Annotated in this window: 17 protein-coding genes; 11 read left to right on the top strand and 6 right to left on the bottom strand. The window is 43.4% G+C overall.

Features of this window, described 5'->3' with window-relative positions:
• Positions 1-23 precede the first annotated feature (23 nt).
• The 7 genes from DBR32_RS02840 to DBR32_RS02815 all read left to right on the top strand — a co-directional run bounded on the left by DBR32_RS02840 (position 24) and on the right by DBR32_RS02815 (position 5,870).
• Positions 24-1,280, top strand: coding sequence for a T9SS type A sorting domain-containing protein (locus DBR32_RS02840; protein WP_124634763.1), 1,257 nt, complete (start codon positions 24-26; stop codon positions 1,278-1,280).
• A gap of 304 nt (positions 1,281-1,584) precedes the next feature.
• Positions 1,585-3,090, top strand: a complete 1,506-nt coding sequence (atpD, locus tag DBR32_RS02835) for a F0F1 ATP synthase subunit beta (RefSeq protein WP_124634762.1) — start codon at positions 1,585-1,587, stop codon at positions 3,088-3,090.
• Positions 3,091-3,126: 36 nt separating this feature from the next.
• Complete coding sequence (gene atpC, locus DBR32_RS02830; RefSeq protein WP_124634761.1) at positions 3,127-3,378, top strand: ATP synthase F1 subunit epsilon; 252 nt, start codon at positions 3,127-3,129, stop codon at positions 3,376-3,378.
• A 129-nt stretch (positions 3,379-3,507) separates the two neighbouring features.
• Positions 3,508-3,732 carry a hypothetical protein gene (locus DBR32_RS02825; protein WP_124634760.1) on the top strand — a complete coding sequence of 75 codons (225 nt, stop codon included), beginning with the start codon at positions 3,508-3,510 and terminating at the stop codon, positions 3,730-3,732.
• Positions 3,733-4,096: 364 nt separating this feature from the next.
• Positions 4,097-4,501 carry a hypothetical protein gene (locus tag DBR32_RS02820; RefSeq protein ID WP_124634759.1) on the top strand — a complete coding sequence of 135 codons (405 nt, stop codon included), beginning with the start codon at positions 4,097-4,099 and terminating at the stop codon, positions 4,499-4,501.
• 56 nt (positions 4,502-4,557) lie between these two features.
• Positions 4,558-4,731 carry a hypothetical protein gene (locus DBR32_RS15520; RefSeq protein WP_158605888.1) on the top strand — a complete coding sequence of 58 codons (174 nt, stop codon included), beginning with the start codon at positions 4,558-4,560 and terminating at the stop codon, positions 4,729-4,731.
• Between the two features lie 8 nt (positions 4,732-4,739).
• Complete coding sequence (locus DBR32_RS02815; RefSeq protein WP_124634758.1) at positions 4,740-5,870, top strand: DUF692 family multinuclear iron-containing protein; 1,131 nt, start codon at positions 4,740-4,742, stop codon at positions 5,868-5,870.
• A gap of 12 nt (positions 5,871-5,882) precedes the next feature.
• Here the strand turns inward: DBR32_RS02815 and DBR32_RS02810 are convergent, their stop codons facing one another.
• The 6 genes from DBR32_RS02810 to DBR32_RS02785 form a co-directional block, all read right to left on the bottom strand.
• Entirely contained in the window at positions 5,883-6,731 is an 849-nt protein-coding gene (locus tag DBR32_RS02810) for a ChaN family lipoprotein (RefSeq protein WP_158605887.1), read from the bottom strand.
• Between the two features lie 98 nt (positions 6,732-6,829).
• Complete coding sequence (gene bioA / locus DBR32_RS02805) at positions 6,830-8,101, bottom strand: adenosylmethionine--8-amino-7-oxononanoate transaminase (protein WP_124634756.1); 1,272 nt, start codon at positions 8,099-8,101, stop codon at positions 6,830-6,832.
• Positions 8,086-9,078, bottom strand: coding sequence for a biotin synthase BioB (gene bioB, locus DBR32_RS02800; protein WP_124634755.1), 993 nt, complete (start codon positions 9,076-9,078; stop codon positions 8,086-8,088). Before bioB ends, bioA begins: the two co-directional genes overlap by 16 nt.
• 4 nt (positions 9,079-9,082) lie before the next feature.
• Positions 9,083-9,688 carry a dethiobiotin synthase gene (bioD, locus tag DBR32_RS02795; protein ID WP_124634754.1) on the bottom strand — a complete coding sequence of 202 codons (606 nt, stop codon included), beginning with the start codon at positions 9,686-9,688 and terminating at the stop codon, positions 9,083-9,085.
• A 2-nt stretch (positions 9,689-9,690) separates the two neighbouring features.
• Positions 9,691-10,806 carry an aminotransferase class I/II-fold pyridoxal phosphate-dependent enzyme gene (locus tag DBR32_RS02790; RefSeq protein WP_124634753.1) on the bottom strand — a complete coding sequence of 372 codons (1,116 nt, stop codon included), beginning with the start codon at positions 10,804-10,806 and terminating at the stop codon, positions 9,691-9,693.
• Positions 10,799-11,416 (bottom strand): hypothetical protein, encoded by a 618-nt coding sequence (locus DBR32_RS02785; protein ID WP_124634752.1) that lies wholly within the window; start codon positions 11,414-11,416, stop codon positions 10,799-10,801. The genes DBR32_RS02790 and DBR32_RS02785 overlap by 8 nt, the downstream gene beginning before the upstream one ends.
• 9 nt (positions 11,417-11,425) lie before the next feature.
• Between DBR32_RS02785 and DBR32_RS02780 the strand changes: the two genes are divergently transcribed.
• The 4 genes from DBR32_RS02780 (at position 11,426) to DBR32_RS02765 (ending at position 15,310) form a co-directional block, all read left to right on the top strand.
• Positions 11,426-12,970, top strand: coding sequence for a PLP-dependent aminotransferase family protein (locus tag DBR32_RS02780; RefSeq protein WP_233559647.1), 1,545 nt, complete (start codon positions 11,426-11,428; stop codon positions 12,968-12,970).
• A 254-nt stretch (positions 12,971-13,224) separates the two neighbouring features.
• On the top strand, positions 13,225-13,854 hold the full coding sequence (gene aat, locus DBR32_RS02775) for a leucyl/phenylalanyl-tRNA--protein transferase (RefSeq protein ID WP_124634751.1): 630 nt from the start codon (positions 13,225-13,227) through the stop codon (positions 13,852-13,854).
• A 335-nt stretch (positions 13,855-14,189) separates the two neighbouring features.
• The gene (locus DBR32_RS02770; protein WP_124634750.1) at positions 14,190-14,414 is read left to right on the top strand and encodes a hypothetical protein; all 225 of its coding nucleotides are present in this window, start codon (positions 14,190-14,192) and stop codon (positions 14,412-14,414) included.
• Positions 14,414-15,310 carry a hypothetical protein gene (locus tag DBR32_RS02765; RefSeq protein ID WP_124634749.1) on the top strand — a complete coding sequence of 299 codons (897 nt, stop codon included), beginning with the start codon at positions 14,414-14,416 and terminating at the stop codon, positions 15,308-15,310. Before DBR32_RS02770 ends, DBR32_RS02765 begins: the two co-directional genes overlap by 1 nt.
• Positions 15,311-15,334 lie beyond the last annotated feature (24 nt).

The following is a 15,334-nucleotide window of genomic DNA, read 5'->3' as shown; positions in this document are numbered from 1 at the left end:
TTCACCCTGTAAATTGAATAATCATGAAAAAGATCATCCTATTGGTACTGAGCTTCAGTGCCCTCATTGTGCAAGCCCGGGCACAGTGGGCCATGCGCTCCGCATCGCCCACTGCAGCGATTACGCAGCTTAATGTTTTGAATAAAGATACCCTGTTTGCCACCTCAACAGACGGAGACGGTGTGCTTAAATCTGTAGATGGCGGTGTGCATTGGGATACACTTGCTTTTACGAATGCCTCGTCCTTCAAAGTGCATTTTACAGACCAGCATACAGGCTTCGTAGCGGCTTATGCTGCCTTTGCCACAGCGCCTACCTGCTACAAAACCTTGGATTGCGGGCAAACCTGGCAACAGATGAACTATACTATCAGTGGGGGTGATTATTTCAGCACCATCCATTTTCTGAATAAAGACACCGGCTTTGTAAGCAGTATGGGTATCTTAGGTAGAACCATTAATGGAGGTGATACCTTTACAACACAAGAACTGATCCCGGAGAGCCATTACATTACAAATATTCATTTTATCAATCAAAGTACCGGTTTTGTGAGCTTGGTACAGCAGGGCAATGTAGCTTATCGGGACATGATATTTAAAACCATTGATTGTGGCAATACTTGGACTCCCGTGTATAGTGAAATACCGGAAACACAACAGGTATTTGTTTATGGGGGCATCACACAAATGCAATTTGTAAACAGTCAGCTAGGCTTCGCCATTACCACAGGCGCGCCAAGTAAGATGTTAAAGACAAGTGATGGCGGCAATACATGGGCGCAGATGCCGGGGACTATGTTTGCCGGGTTCTCACTGACGGATGTTCATTTTATAAGTGAACAGAACGGATACGTAGTCTATAATCAGCGCATATATAAGACCTTAAACGGAGGACAGACCTGGAGCGTACAGGCGACTAGCCCGGCAGATATGCTAATGATGGAAATAGAAATGTTGGACGAACAGACCGGATTTGCCAGTGGACACGGATTGTTCAAAACGACCAATGGCGGAGGAACCACTGCTGTCAATACGCTTCCGGCAGCTCAGGGCGGATTTAAGGTCTACCCGAACCCCAGTCTGGGCGATATTCGTATACAAAATGAAAAAAATATAAAAATAGAGCGGCTTACCTTAATAGATGCTACCGGCAGGGTATCTCGTGTTTTAAATACAGAACGGACCACATTTACTTTCCCGGACTTGGCGAATGGTACCTATTTTTTAGCCATACAAACCGCAACAGGTAATTATATAGAAAAGATACAAGTGTTAAAGTAATAACCTATGAAGGAGTGCCACTGCCGGATTCGTAAGGATAGGGTAGTGGCTATTTTATATTTAATAATAACCCCTATGTTTTTTCAATCTGTCGAAGAAAACCCTTCATATCCTTGCTCTTTACCATTTTCGACCGGAAAGCAGATGACCTGTTTTGTCTGATAAGCAGTATAAAAATAAATACTTATACATACTTTGTCCTATATTTCAAATAAATTGCATTAAAATTTTATTTTTTGCTAATAGAGTTTTACTTTTGCACCCAAATTGAACGATTACAATTCATAATAAATAAATTTTAGATATGCCAAACGTTGGTAAAATTAAACAAATCATTGGCCCAGTTATTGACGTACATTTCAGTGCTGATAATCAATTGCCAGAAATTTTCAACGCCTTAGAATTAAAGCGCGAAAATGGAGACAAATTAGTTTTGGAAGTGCAGCAGCACTTAGGAGAGGATAGCGTTCGTTGTGTAGCAATGGATGGTACAGAAGGTCTTGTACGCGGCATGGAAGTGGTTGATACAGGTAAAGCAATTGCGATGCCTACCGGTCCACAGATCAATGGTCGTTTATTCAACGTAACTGGCGATGCTATTGATGGTTTGCCGCAACCAAATAAAGAAAATAGTCGTCCAATCCACGCAAAACCGCCAAGATTTGATGAGTTAAGTACTTCTACCGAGATCTTATTTACAGGTATTAAAGTAATTGACTTGATCGAACCTTATGCAAAAGGTGGTAAAATTGGTTTGTTCGGTGGTGCGGGTGTAGGTAAAACCGTATTGATTCAGGAATTGATCAACAATATCGCAAAAGGCCACGGTGGTCTTTCTGTATTTGCCGGTGTGGGTGAGCGTACACGTGAAGGTAATGACCTGATGCGTGAGATGATCGAAGCAGGTATCGTAAAATACGGAGAAAAATTCATGCATTCTATGGAAAAAGGTGGATGGGATCTGTCTGCTGTTGACCTGGAAGGCCTGAAAGAATCTAAAGCGACCTTTGTATTCGGACAAATGAACGAACCTCCTGGAGCACGTGCGCGTGTAGCCTTGTCTGGTTTGACCATGGCAGAATATTTCCGTGATGGAGAAGGTGATGGCAACGGTAAAGACATCCTTTTCTTCGTAGATAACATCTTCCGTTTTACACAGGCAGGTTCTGAGGTATCGGCACTATTGGGTCGTATGCCATCAGCGGTAGGTTACCAACCAACGCTGGCTACAGAAATGGGTCTGATGCAAGAGCGTATCACTTCTACTAAAAACGGTTCAATTACCTCTGTTCAAGCGGTATATGTACCTGCGGATGATTTAACGGATCCGGCGCCGGCAACAACCTTTGCGCACTTGGATGCTACTACCGTATTGTCTCGTAAAATTGCCGATTTGGGTATCTATCCTGCGGTAGATCCATTGGATTCTACTTCTCGTATCCTGAGCGCTGCAATCGTTGGTGATGCACACTATGATTGTGCGGAAAGAGTAAAACGTATCTTACAACGTTATAAAGAATTACAAGATATCATCGCGATCCTGGGTATGGATGAATTGAGTGAAGAAGATAAATTAATCGTTTCCCGCGCACGTCGTGTACAACGTTTCTTATCTCAACCATTCCACGTAGCAGAACAATTTACCGGTTTACAAGGGGTATTAGTACCTATCGAAGAAACAATCCGTGGTTTCAATATGATTATGGATGGTGAAGTAGATGAGTATCCTGAAGCAGCCTTCAACCTGGTAGGTAATATCGACGATGCCATTGCAAAAGGTAAAAAATTATTAGAGCAGGCAAAAGCTTAATCTTTATTTCTTAACGTTTAATCTTCAATCTGCGCTATGCAATTAGATATATTAACACCAGAGCAAAAAATATATAGTGGAGAAGTGTACGGTGTACAACTTCCTGGTGTAGAAGGTTCTTTTGAAATTCTGGAAAACCATGCGGCTATGGTAGCGGCATTGGGAGAAGGTAAAATGAAAATTTTGAAAGATAAGACCAATACAGAATTATTTATGATTACCGGTGGCTTTGTAGAAGTACTGAACAATAAAGCAACCGTTTTATTGGAAGGCGCTGTTACTGCATAAGCAACTGATTACTTCATAAGCACATAAAAAAAAGGAAACCCTCATCAGGGTTTCCTTTTTTTATGCTTAACCTGCCGGATATTTGTGGAATATGTGGTGCCCCGGCATCCTTATAGAAACAGTTTTGTTATGAAAATAAATACCGCTTTACTCCAATCAATTGCTTTAGGTATTACCTGTGGGCTTACGGCCACCGCTTGTAAAGAGGCTACTGCAATTCCTCAAAAAAGAAATATAAACCGAATAGATACCATAAGGCAAGATAGCTTTATGGCTCCGCCAATGGTATTGATCGATACTGCGGAAACGGCACCTGTATTGAGAGAACCCTGTATTACCTGCGGACGAGGATAAATTTTAGCAATTATCCGGCCGCAAAGATGACTGATTGTGCCCGGTTGTTATTTTTATCAACGCAATAACCATTTATAGGGGCATTACGGTACGGTTTACATCACTTAAGGGCTCGGAAATCAAGGGAGTATACAAGGCCGCAAAATTGTTGTGTAGCAAGCTTCCTGGTAAAAACGGACATTTTTGAGACACTTGTTGCCCCGTAAAAGGATCAAAACAGAATAGAATAAATTGTTGGCATTAGATGGGGAATGATATTTTTTTATAAACGGCCTAAGGAAAATAATGTAGTTTACGTCTAATATAATATCAGGGGCAATTTAGTAGTAACAGATATGCTCCCGTTGCGTAAAAGTGTTTAATCATGAATAAAATTGTTGGCTTTCTATTATTGTGTTGTACTTTTTTTGCTTGTAGTAAAGCAGATATGGGCGGAAATATGCCACATTTTTCAGAAGGTACCTATTCCGGTACTTTTCAAAGACAGAACCTTACGTCTAGTGCGGGGTCAGCAATAACACTGAACTTCTCTGCCGGTAATTGGCACGGTAGCTCAACGATAAATAAATATCCGGCATTATGTGAAGGCACCTATATGATGACCAGTAGCACAATTTCTTTTGTGAATACGTGCACCTGGGCACCCGATTTTGACTGGTCGCTGATCCTGGAAGGAACTTATGAAATGACAAGTTACGGAGATACTATTGTGCTATCCAAACAGCAAAACATGAATACCATAGATATATACAAGCTGAAAAGAATGTAAGTGTATAAACCCAATCCATCACCCAAGTTTCTCATCACATATAAACATTTATCATCATGAAAATTTCTAAAAAATTAATCGGCGCCATCGTTGTCGGCATTGCCATCCAGGTAAGTACAACTTCCTGTAACAAAAAAGAGATTAAACCACAAAAAGCCCCTAACGCGGAGAATGGACAGCCGGTAAACCACGACCCGGTCCTTGACTGTCCCGCTTGCGGAATGGGCTAAAGAAACATATGGATACCCCAAAGATTTTACCCACAGTTGCTTGCAATTTAGATGCCGATATATTGTCGGCATCTTTACCTTTATTAGAAGAGGGCAGAGTAGCCGCTATAGAGTGGTCCTTTGATACCCTGTTTAAAAGAAACCATATTCTGCCCGAATGGTTTCAGGAATTATTAGAGACCTACAGCCAGGCCAACAGGTTAATTGGCCACGGGGTGTTTTTCTCCTTATTTTCCGGACGCCTGCTGCCCGAGCAGAAAACCTGGTTGCAACACCTGGAAACCGTCTCCAAACAATACACCTTCGATCATATTACAGAGCACTTTGGCTTTATGACCGGAGCGGATTTTCATAAGGGTGCACCCATGAGTATTCCCTATTCCAAAAGTACGGTTGCGATTGGAAGAGACCGCCTCTCCAGAATACAACAGGCTTGCCAATGCCCGGTGGGTTTGGAAAACCTGGCGTTTTCCTATTCACTGGAAGAAGTGAAAAAGCATGGCGATTTTTTAAATGAGCTGATCGAACCGTTGAATGGATTTATTATCCTGGATCTCCACAATTTTTATTGTCAGCTGCATAATTTCAACATCCCGTTTGATACCCTGATTGCCTTATATCCCTTAGACCGGGTACGGGAAATTCATATTTCCGGGGGCAGTTGGCAACAGTCTATTGTGAATGAGCAGAAGCAAATACGGAGAGATACCCACGATGGTGCCGTACCTCAAATGGTTTTCGAACTTTTGCAAAAGGCCCTGCCTTTATGTCCCAACCTGAAATATGTAGTGATGGAGCAGCTGGGAATAGGCCTGCAAACAGAAGCAGACAGATTACAGTTTTACCGCGATTTCCTGCAAATGGAATACCTGGTGATGCAGTACAACGAAGGCCATGTATACCAACCCCACAATACCTTTATGCCCTCCGGATCATTAGATACCACAAGGGTTGTAGAGGATGAATATCTTTATGCCGAGCAGCAAATCCTGTCTTTTATCCTGGAGCATGCAAAGGATCATGAAGATGCCTTGCATCAGATGCAACAAACAGCCCTGCGCCAAAGCAGCTGGGATATAGAACACTGGCAGCCGGAAATGATCGATGCTGCGCTGCGTATTGCTCAAAAATGGAAATAGAAGGATGTTTGATTAAGGCTGTGTAAGAATTACAAAATCAGCCAGTCCTTTGTGTTCAGACGCTTTATAAACCGTTTCGGAAAAACAGGAAATGGTTTTGACCTTGCCTTTCTTTTGCTGTAATACCCGGTAAGCCGTACCTAAATAACTATCGCTGTGAAAACGGCCGTTCAAATGAAATACCTTTTTATGCTTCATTGCCTTCAGTATATTGTGGGCCATAGTGGCATCCCAAAGGTTTTGTGATTGGTAGATATGCATATTCGGCATGGTATGGCCACCCATTGTTTCCAGGAATTTGTCATAATACGCACCACTGAGGGTGTCAATAGGGAAGGGAGGTAAATATGCCTTCCGGGTTGCTTTGGGTAATTGGTCCAGCGCCTTTAAGGTTCCTCTCGTCACCATATTCGTATACCGTGCCGGGGCATTGGCACAAATGACCGCGATACCTTTTTCCTTGGCAAAATTTACCAAAGGCTGATAGTCCGGGTAATTATTCCAGGAGCGGCTTTCCTTTTTAAAATTCTTTTCGCTAATCCATCCTGCAAGGTATTCATTCATAATGCCCTGTACATCTGTTTCGAACATTTCCATAGACAGGGATAATTGATCCTTATGCAGCGCATACAGGCTCTTTAAAACAGCACCTTCCAGTAAGTGCCCGATACTATCGTTATGCTCCTCTCCAAAAAATACCGCATCAGCAACAGAAAGTTCCTGAATCATAGTGGCGTAATCGAGCTCCTGCCCGTTGCGGGTATCATATATTTTATAATGTCCTTCCGGCGTCTGTGCAGAAAGCATGCAAGTCAGGAAAAGACCACATAAAAGGCATAAAGTATGGATAAAGAAGCGCATATGTCGGGATTGATTTTGCCCGCAAAGATATGATCCCTTTTGTAAGGAATTTGTAAAGATTAAGGGAGCATATATTTGCATAAAATCGGCCGGGCTCCTTACACTTCTTCCAATGCTTCGAGAATAACCTGGTAAATATACTGTAACTCTTCTTGCGTCATACAGTAGGGAGGCACCAGGTATATAATATTACCCAGAGGACGTATGAGAATGCCTCTTTGTAAGAAATATTGATATAAATGAGTGCCGATATGGTTAAAGTACGAAGTGTCCTGAGTGGTATGCCATTCGATCGCCAGAATTGTTCCCGTATGGCGTATCGCTTTTACTTTGGGATGTGTGGTTATAGAACGGGCGAACCTGCAATGTGCTGCAGAGAGCTCCTGAATGCTATTTTGCGTGCTTTCCTGTAAGAGTAAATCCAGGCTTGCCAGTGCAGCAGTACAGGCCAGCGGATTGGCCGTAAAAGAATGCCCGTGAAACAGGGTCTTGTATTGATCGTCTGATAAAAATGCTTCGAAAATCGGAGCAGAACAAGTCGTGATGCCCATAGGCATGGTTCCCCCCGTGAGGCCTTTGGAAAAACACATAATATCGGGCTGTTCCGATAGGTGATTGGCCGCGAAGAGTTTTCCGGTTCTGCCAAAGCCTACAAATACCTCATCCTGTATCATTAATATACCTCTTGACCGGCAATGTTGCATCAGCGCACTCAAGGCGGGTGCCTCATGCATCAGCATACCTGCGGCGCCTTGTATCAGCGGCTCATAGATAAAACAGGCCAGTTCATCAGTATAGGTATCTATACAGGATTTAAGCGCTTCCAGGTTGTCGATGGTGGGTGGATCGATAAATTGTACTTCAAAAAGCATATTGCCAAAAGGTTCTGTCCATATACCCCTGCTACTGACCGACATTGCGCCAAAGGTATCTCCGTGGTAGGCATTTTTAAAAGCCAGGATCTTTGTTTTGGGTTTGCCCTGGTTATAGCGATATTGGATACACATTTTAAGTGCTACCTCCACCGCCGTAGAGCCATTATCGGAATAAAATACTTTTTGCTGTGCTGAGGGCAGGAGTGCCAGCAGTCGTTCCGACAACAGCACTGCGGGCTCATGGGTAAAGCCTGCAAAGATTACCTGTTCCAGTTGGTACAACTGTTCCGAAACTTTCTGAGCGATATAAGGATGGGCATGGCCATGAAGGGTTACCCACCAGGAGGCAATCGCATCCAGATAGCGATTGCCCGGTTCATCGTACAAATACACACCCGATCCCCGAACGATGGCAATCGCATCGGCGGCTGTTTGCATTTGGGTATAAGGATGCCAGTTTACTGCGGCATCTCTGCTGCTTAAGTTGTGGGGCATGTCTTTACTTTTTCACGTTTTGCCATAGGCTTTAATCCTAAAGTTTGGAACATCGCCATATCTTCTGAAACACCGGGATTAGGGGTCACTAAAAGGGTTTCCCGCTCTCCGGTAAAGATAGAATTAGCCCCCGCCATAAAACACCAGGCCTGTTCCGGCTCCGTCATTTCAATGCGTCCGGCACTAAGCCTGACCACCGCAGTCGGCATAATGATCCTTGCCGTGGCAATCATGCGCACCATTTCCCATATATCCACTTTTGGATTGTGCTCCAAAGGAGTACCTTTTATCCTGGCCAGTGCATTGACCGGCACCGATTCCGGGTGTTTGGGCATCGTGGCTAAAGTCAGCAACATAGAAATGCGGTCCCGGTCCGTTTCTCCCAATCCTATAATCCCTCCGGAGCAAACGGTAATGCCCGCTTTGCGCACATTATTGATCGTGTTGATGCGGTTGTCAAATGTGCGTGTAGAAATAATCTCATCATAATACTGCTCAGAGGTATCCAGGTTGTGATTATAGGCATATAAACCGGCATCCTGTAGTCTGATGGCTTGCTCTTCCGTAAGCATCCCTAAAGTGCAACATACTTCCAGACCTAGTTCATTTACACCTTTTACCATCTCAATGACCCGGTCAAAATCACGGTTATCCCTTACTTCGCGCCAGGCCGCTGCCATGCAAAATCGGGAAGATCCCGTTTCTTTTGCTTTTCGGGCATGGGCGAGCACCGTTTCTGTCGGTAATAAGGCCTGTACCTTGATGTCAGTATGGTATCGGGCCGCCTGTCCGCAATAGGAACAATCTTCAGGGCATCCGCCTGTCTTTACCGAAAGCAGCGTGCAAACCTGTACTTCAGATGCTTCATGCCATTGACGATGCACCGTAGCCGCCTGGTAGATCAATGCCATTAAGGGTTGGTCGTAAATTGCCTGGACCTCTTCTTTGGTCCAATCGTTTCTGATTGAGGTGTTCATTGTATTAAATTAAAGTTTGTTTACTGATAGAAAGAATAGCGGCCCGGTCGATCACATCAAGCTCAGGAATACGGATCACTTGCGTCTCCTGACCGATATACATACAGATAACCCTCTCGGTATCCGGATCGAATGTGCCATTTAAAATTAAATAGGATAAGGGGATTTTTCTTTGCCTTAAGGCCTGTATCGAAAGCAAGCTGTGATTGATACAACCCAGGTAGTCTCGTACCACCAAAGCGGCCGGTATCGCAAATTGTGCAATCAGGTCGATCATAAATACCTGATCAGATAAGGGCACAAAGAGACCTCCGGCGCCTTCTATGATCAGCTGCTGATCTGTATCGGGCAGTTGGATATGATCGAGTTTAATATGGATATGCTCTTTTGCTGCTGCGTTATGAGGAGAGGCCGCCAGTTGCAGCCGGTATGCTTCCGGATGAGTATAGTGGCCGGTCAGTTCCCGTACCCGCATGCTATCAGTATAAGAGAGGCTGCCTGCTTGTACCGGTTTCCAATACTCGGCTTGGAAATAAGCGGTGAGTACAGCCGCACAAATGGTTTTGCCGACATCCGTACCGATGCCGGTGAGGAAAAGTTTTTGCTGCATAGTTAAGAAAGAGAAAAATGATTGATTATCTGTGTGAGTACACCGATTTCTGCTGTGGTATTGAAGCTGTGCAAGCAAATGCGTATGCGTTCTGTTCCTGCCTTGACAGTGGGGCTGTATACGGCATAGGTGAGCAGGTGCTGCTCCTGCAAAGCCAGTTGCAGAGCCTGCAGGCGTCTGGTCTCCGGAAGGTATACAACTTGTATCGGGCTGTTTTGGTCAGAGCGCGTGCTGCTGTATTGGGAACGGAACAACGCAATGTTTTGCTGCAGTTGTGTACTTAAGGATTCGTGATCTTTCAGAAAACGGTATCCTGCTTCAATACTAATGGCCTGTAGTGCGCCACAGGCAGTGCTGTATATGAATGGGCTGGCAAAATTGACCAGGTATTGCTTGAGTGTATCATTGCACAGTAGGGCAGCACCATGTGTACCCAGTGCTTTGCCGTAGGTTACCACAGTAGCCAGTACCGAATCCTGTAAATTATAACGTGCCACCAGTCCTGATCCCAGTACCCCAAAAGCATGCGCTTCATCAACTAATAAGGCGGCTCCGTATTTTCGGGTTAACGCTGCAATAGCTTGTATCGGCGCAAAATCACCATCCATAGAATATAAACTCTCGATAAAAACGTAACAATTGCCTATGGCTTTCTGCAACCTCATTTCGAGACTAGTCAGGTCATTGTGTTTGAATTTTAATTTATGTGCATAGCTCAGGCGGCAGCCGTCATGCACCGATCGGTGTATGTACTCATCTACAATCAGGGTGTCTCCTCTGTGCATCAATGTGCTGCAAAGTGCGAGATTGGCGGTATAACCTGAAGGAAAAAGCAAGGCCGATGTGTAGCCGTGTTGGGAAGCGATGTAAGATTCCGTTTCTGCGACCAGCCGATGATTACCGCTGATCAAACGGGAACCAGTGCTCCCCGAAAGGACTTCCGGCCTTGCTTGTACTGCTTTCAGTAGGTGAGATTGCAGTAAGGGATTTTGTGCGAGTCCTAAATAATCGTTCGAGTAGAAATCAATACCCTTTTGTTGGGCCGTGAGTGCTCGGTAGTTGCCGGCGTCTATTCTGGCCTGCAGTGCTGCCTGCATATCTTGCAATTGTTTATGCATGCGCCAGGGTTGCAGTTTGTATAGCCCTCATCCATTGGGTAAACAAAGCATGTTCTATTTCCTGTACTTTAGCGGCATGTATTTGCCAGTCCGGTGCAAAGTGCTGCAGCTGTTGTATCATCTCTTCCAAATGCCCTTCCTCTTCCAGGATAATAGACTTAACCATCACTTTCTGTTTTTGGGCGGTCAATACTTCCTGGTACACCGGATAGAGTTCATCTGCACGTACCTCAATCGCATAGGTCACAAAGAGATAAGCCGCATATTTAAGGGCTTCCTTTTGCAGGCCAAAGGTCTGCTTTAGGTATCGGCAAGCCTGTACATCAAGTTGATGCAAATACTGCTTGGTATGTATGGGCGCCAGCAATTCATCTGCCTGATAAGTAAGGCAGGCACCCGGGTTTATTTTGCCAATTTGTTTTTTAAGGTAGTAGGCATGCCGGTGTTCTTCCGCAGCATGTTTTAACTGGATCAGGTTTACCTTATCGGTATGTTCACAGGCAGAAATTTTCCGGGCACCGGCATTTTCCATATAAGAAAGAGTATTCAGCCATTTGCTGTGTACCGGTGCTTGTTGTACGATGTCTTGTAATGTATTATAGAGATCCATTCCCTTGTTTTGGCACAAAAGTATTATATTGCCGGTCTGTTTAAATGTGCCAGTTTTTATATTATGGCTAGTCCGGTTAGTATTCCCTACAAAAGTTTTATCCAAATAGATCGTATCTCGGAGTCTGCAATATATATGCAGGTCGCTGCTCAGTTAATCAATGCGGTACAAAGGGGATATTTACCTTTGGGTACAAAATTGCCTGGAACCCGCGCGCTTGGCATATTGTTGCAGCTGCACCGCAATACTGTTGTGGCGGCTTATGAAGAACTGCATGCGCAAGGCTGGGTAGCGTCAAAACCCAATAAAGGTACTTTTGTGATCGGACAGCCTGCCGGACGGCCTTCCAAAATACCGGTACTTCCGGAACAGGCCTTACTGCAATACCCTAAAACAACCGGTTTTTTATTTCGCCAATCTAACCTTTTGGATAATCCTTTTGAACACTCCGACTGTGATTATGTCTTTAATGATGGCGTACCGGATATCCGGCTTACCCAGATCGACCAGCATTCGAGGTGGTATAGTGCCAATCTCAAACGTAAAAGCAACCGTAAAATATTAGGGCATTATAATCACGACGGCAGTGAGTTTTTTAAGAAGCACTTGTCCAATTACCTCAATCTGTCCCGGGGTTTACATATTTCTAAAAATAACCTACTCATTACCCGGAGTACGGAGATGAGCATTTACATTGCCTCAGAGATCTTATTGTCTGCGGGAGATGTGGTCCTGGTCGGTTCGCTGAGCTATTTTGCCAGTAATATGATCTTTCAGAAATCGGGTGCCCGTATCCTGACTATTCCTATAGATGAAGAAGGGATTGATGTGGACAGTGTCGCGCGCATCTGCCGGGAACAGCCGGTACGCATGTTGTACCTTACCCCACACCATCATTATCCGACTACGGTCACTTTGAGTGCACAAAGACGATTAGCCTTACTGGCGCTGGCCAAAAAACATGGCTTTATTATTCTGGAAGACGATTATGATTATGATTTTCATTATGACAAAAGTCCTGTATTGCCGCTGGCCAGTGCTGATACCAATGGCATGGTTGTCTATGTGGGTAGTTTCGGGAAGTCGCTGGCACCGGGTTTTCGGACCGGCTTTATCGTAGCGCCGGAAAACCTCATGGTGGAAATGCGAAAACACCTGGGTATCATTGACCGGCAGGGGGATATCCTTATGGAACAGGTGCTGGGGGAAATGATTGCTGAAGGGGAGATACATCGCTACCTGAAAAAATCGATAAAAATATACCAGGAACGAAGAGATCATTATACCCGGCTATTGATACATCATTTAGCGAATCGGGTTACTTTTCAAAAACCTTCCGGTGGCCTGGCGGTTTGGCTGGAATGGGAACAGCCCCTCAATCTTATCGGTTTAAGTAAAGCCTGTGCACGGAATAACCTGTTTATTCCCAAAACGCTCCTCTATCAAAACAAAGATATTACAGCCATGCGGCTGGGCTTTGGTAACCTGAACTTTGCAGAAATGGAGGCCAGTATTGCGATCCTTGCACAAACGGTAAAGGATTTTACGCAATAAACTTACGGCGCATCTATTGTAGCAGAAATCTGCGTTTGTTACTGTTTAGCAGCCTTTTGCTTTTATTACAGGATAGCAATTTTGCAAGAATCTGTTATTCTGAAGCAGGATTTTGTAATACCGGTTCAGCGAAGGTCAAAGAATCTTAGCAATAGGCTTTAGTAGGTATGGACTAATATCTTGCAAGATTGTGTCCTCGAATCTTAGGAATTGAAGATAACTTTGCCTTATTCTTGTACCCGATATTTCTCTGAATGATTCTCTTATCCAAGCATTTTACCCATTTTCCCGATGTGACACTTGCCGAGCCGGATGGATTACTGGCCATTGGCGGCAATCTTGAACCCGAGACCCTGCAAAAGGCTTATAACAATGGTATTTTTCCCTGGTATAGCGAGGGGGAACCCATCTGCTGGTATGCCCCGCCCGCACGTTGCGTGATCTTTCCTGAACATATCAAGATCAGTAAGAGTATGCGACCATTGCTTCGGAGCGGGCGTTTTCAGCTTACAATGGATCAGGCCTTTGAGCAGGTGATCTTGCAATGTGCAGAAATAGTACGCCTGGATCAGGATGGTACCTGGATTCTACCGGAAATGCAGGCAGCCTATCTGCTGTTGCACCAGACGGGTAAAGCACATTCCGTTGAAGTATGGGAGGATGGGGAACTGGTGGGTGGCCTATATGGCGTAGTCGTCCATAATGTTTTTTGTGGAGAGAGTATGTTCAGTAAGCGGAGTAATGCTTCTAAAGCGGCGCTGATCTGGCTTTGTACACAACATGAATATCGCCTGATCGACTGCCAGGTACCCAATGACCACCTGATGAGTTTAGGCGCTACCATGATTCCCCGGGCCGATTATACGGCTTACCTTAAAGCATAAAGGATCATCTGACACTATTGATGATCTATTCGATCCCGATTCATATCGATAAAAATTCATATTACTAAAATAAGAAAGGCTTTCAAAATTTATTTTGAAAGCCTTTCTTATTGGACCGGACATAGGTTGAACTTTTTTTGAGGATTAAAATAGCCATTCCCCATAATTCCCAATTGTAATACGAAAAGGTTTTTTCTTTTTACTGAATGATCTAATTGTCAATACTTTAAAATTAAATGACTTTTAATTTTTAGTTAATAAATTAAAAACATCATATGTTAATGTATTTAACAATATATTTGCTCCCATTTTTGACACACTAAAACAATTTAACTATGAACAAAAAAATCAAAATTGGAGGGTTAAGCCTGTTAACGGCTGCTTTCTTCATCTTTAATACTGGGTGTAAGAAACGTGAAACCACACTTGATAGCAAACCTGCTCTCCACAAATTAAATGGCACGCTTAGCCTTAGCACGAAAAACTTAAAAAGCTATCATTATGCTTATTATGGGAACGAAAAAATTGAACTAAATTCGGAATTACCTAAATGCCTATAATGAAACCACTAATCATATTAACAATAGCCTTAACCTTTTTATGGAGCAAGGCTATTGCCCAAAAGAGATTTACGACAAAAGGATTAAAAGTATATGCTAGTCCTGTATATAGCTTTAATACTCCTGGGATTACTTACTTATCTCCCTATATCAAATATAATGCGGATAAACAGAAATTCAATGTTCCTGAAGGATACAATTATCGCCCGGCAACATTGAATATTCCTAATACGTTGAACATTGCTGCCGGTTTAGAATATGAATTTTACCTAAAAAACGGGTGGTATGTTGGAGTGGATGCTAATTATCGTACTGCACATACAAAAGTCCAGTATAGTTACAATTCAGATGCTCTTTATGGCGAAAATAAACCCGTTCATGACCCTGTAGTATTAAACTACACACAGAAATTAAAGACAATGAATTTTGGGCTTTATGGTGGAAAGCAATTTAAACTAAAAAAAACATCCTCGCGTTGGTATGAAGTAAGATTGGGACTGGGTATGGCTTTTAATGCCAATAAAATTACCGGGAATAAAAACTATGAATATTCAGCCGTATGGCAGGTCATAAATAATGTACATTATTATGCTCCATTTACAAACCAATACGGTAAAGGGCTGAATAGGAATAGCATTATGAATCCTGAAAATATGAGGTTATCTCTGTATTTCGGTTCAGAAGGTAAAAAGCCATTGATTAAAGGAACGCGTATTTATGGATTTTATGGCTTGCAGGGTGATTTTAACTTCGTGGCCAATAGGTCACTTTACTTCCTTAGTTATTATGCTTATCAGGGAACGCCACAAGCGTTTCAATATAAAACGCAACAGGCCAATTACAGTGTTGCTCAAACCGTAAACCTTAGTGCCAAAGTTGGATTAATGCTTAAATAAACATTCCATTTTCCGTAAAAGGTA

It is taken from the genome of Taibaiella sp. KBW10 (genome assembly GCF_003852495.1).
Classification (GTDB): Bacteria; Bacteroidota; Bacteroidia; order Chitinophagales; family Chitinophagaceae; genus Edaphocola.
The sequence above is the reverse complement of the archived record's forward strand: the minus strand, read 5'-3'. Positions and strand labels throughout refer to the sequence as shown.

Bases quoted from the DNA above. Each gene is read 5' to 3' on its own strand.
- DBR32_RS02840 (WP_124634763.1), top strand. From the start codon at position 24: ATGAAAAAGATCATCCTATTGGTACTGAGCTTCAGTGCCCTCATTGTG.
- atpD (WP_124634762.1), top strand. From the start codon at position 1,585: ATGCCAAACGTTGGTAAAATTAAACAAATCATTGGCCCAGTTATTGAC.
- atpC (WP_124634761.1), top strand. From the start codon at position 3,127: ATGCAATTAGATATATTAACACCAGAGCAAAAAATATATAGTGGAGAA.
- DBR32_RS02825 (WP_124634760.1), top strand. From the start codon at position 3,508: ATGAAAATAAATACCGCTTTACTCCAATCAATTGCTTTAGGTATTACC.
- DBR32_RS02820 (WP_124634759.1), top strand. From the start codon at position 4,097: ATGAATAAAATTGTTGGCTTTCTATTATTGTGTTGTACTTTTTTTGCT.
- DBR32_RS15520 (WP_158605888.1), top strand. From the start codon at position 4,558: ATGAAAATTTCTAAAAAATTAATCGGCGCCATCGTTGTCGGCATTGCC.
- DBR32_RS02815 (WP_124634758.1), top strand. From the start codon at position 4,740: ATGGATACCCCAAAGATTTTACCCACAGTTGCTTGCAATTTAGATGCC.
- DBR32_RS02810 (WP_158605887.1), bottom strand. From the start codon at position 6,731: ATGCGCTTCTTTATCCATACTTTATGCCTTTTATGTGGTCTTTTCCTG.
- bioA (WP_124634756.1), bottom strand. From the start codon at position 8,101: ATGCCCCACAACTTAAGCAGCAGAGATGCCGCAGTAAACTGGCATCCT.
- bioB (WP_124634755.1), bottom strand. From the start codon at position 9,078: ATGAACACCTCAATCAGAAACGATTGGACCAAAGAAGAGGTCCAGGCA.
- bioD (WP_124634754.1), bottom strand. From the start codon at position 9,688: ATGCAGCAAAAACTTTTCCTCACCGGCATCGGTACGGATGTCGGCAAA.
- DBR32_RS02790 (WP_124634753.1), bottom strand. From the start codon at position 10,806: ATGCATAAACAATTGCAAGATATGCAGGCAGCACTGCAGGCCAGAATA.
- DBR32_RS02785 (WP_124634752.1), bottom strand. From the start codon at position 11,416: ATGGATCTCTATAATACATTACAAGACATCGTACAACAAGCACCGGTA.
- aat (WP_124634751.1), top strand. From the start codon at position 13,225: ATGATTCTCTTATCCAAGCATTTTACCCATTTTCCCGATGTGACACTT.
- DBR32_RS02770 (WP_124634750.1), top strand. From the start codon at position 14,190: ATGAACAAAAAAATCAAAATTGGAGGGTTAAGCCTGTTAACGGCTGCT.
- DBR32_RS02765 (WP_124634749.1), top strand. From the start codon at position 14,414: ATGAAACCACTAATCATATTAACAATAGCCTTAACCTTTTTATGGAGC.